Source organism: Micromonospora sp. M61 (assembly GCF_018070245.1).
GTDB lineage: Bacteria > Actinomycetota > Actinomycetes > Mycobacteriales > Micromonosporaceae > Micromonospora > Micromonospora zamorensis.
In genome coordinates, this window is sequence record NZ_JAGPYA010000176.1 from 1 (window position 1) to 933 (window position 933).

Consider the following 933-nt stretch of genomic DNA (forward strand, 5'->3'; position numbering starts at 1 on the left):
TGTCGACGATCTCGCGGGAGGTGGGTCGGTTCGAGCGTTATGGGCAGCGGTATCAGCCGTTGATGGCGCAGTGGGCGTCGTTTCTGCGGCATAACCGCTGCGGGCGGGTGGCGCGGTTGGCTGTTGACGGGCCGTTGCGTCAGGTGGTGCTGGATATGCTGCGTCGACGTCGTTCGCCGCAGCAGATCAGTGCCCGGCTGCGGGCGCAGTTCCCGGACATGCCGGAGATGTGGGTGTCGCACGAGACGATTTACCAGGCGATCTACCTGCAGGCGCGGGGCAACCTGCGCGCGGAGTTGACGCGGCAGGTGGCGTTGCGGTCGGGTCGGGCCGCTCGCCGCCGTCGGGCCGCGCCGGCCGGGGCGGTGCGCTCGGCTAGGCCCTGGGTGAACCTGCGTATCGCTGACCGGCCAGCTGAGGTCGCCGACCGGGCGGTGCCCGGGCACTGGGAAGGTGACCTGCTCGAAGGGGTCCGTCGGGGTGGGCGTGGTGGTTCCGCGATCGCCACGCTGGTGGAACGCGCTACCCGGTTCGTGATCCTGGTCGGGCTGCCCGAGGGCAAGGTCTCCGAACACGTCGTGTCCCAACTGGCCGCGGCGATGAGGTGGCTACCGCAACGGTTACGGGCCTCGCTGACCTGGGACCAGGGCGTGGAGATGGCCCGGCACCGTGACTTCACCATCGCCACCGACTGCCCGGTCTACTTCTGCGACCCCCACAGCCCCTGGCAACGCGGCAGCAACGAGAACACCAACGGACTGCTGCGCCAGTACTTCCCCAAAGGCCAATTCGACTTCACCACCATCGACCAGGCCGGCCTCGACCACGTCGCCGACGAACTCAACGACCGCCCCCGCATGACCCTGGGCTGGGCCACCCCAGGTGAGAAGATGACCCAGCTCCTAGGTGTTGCAACCACCAGTTGAGCCCGCC

General features: G+C 68.5%; 1 protein-coding gene. It reads left to right on the plus strand.

The window, feature by feature from the left end:
• Positions 1–926, plus strand: a 926-nt coding sequence (locus KBX34_RS33195) for an IS30 family transposase (RefSeq protein WP_210929008.1), incomplete at its 5' end; no start/stop codon positions are given.
• Positions 927–933: the final 7 nt, after the last annotated feature.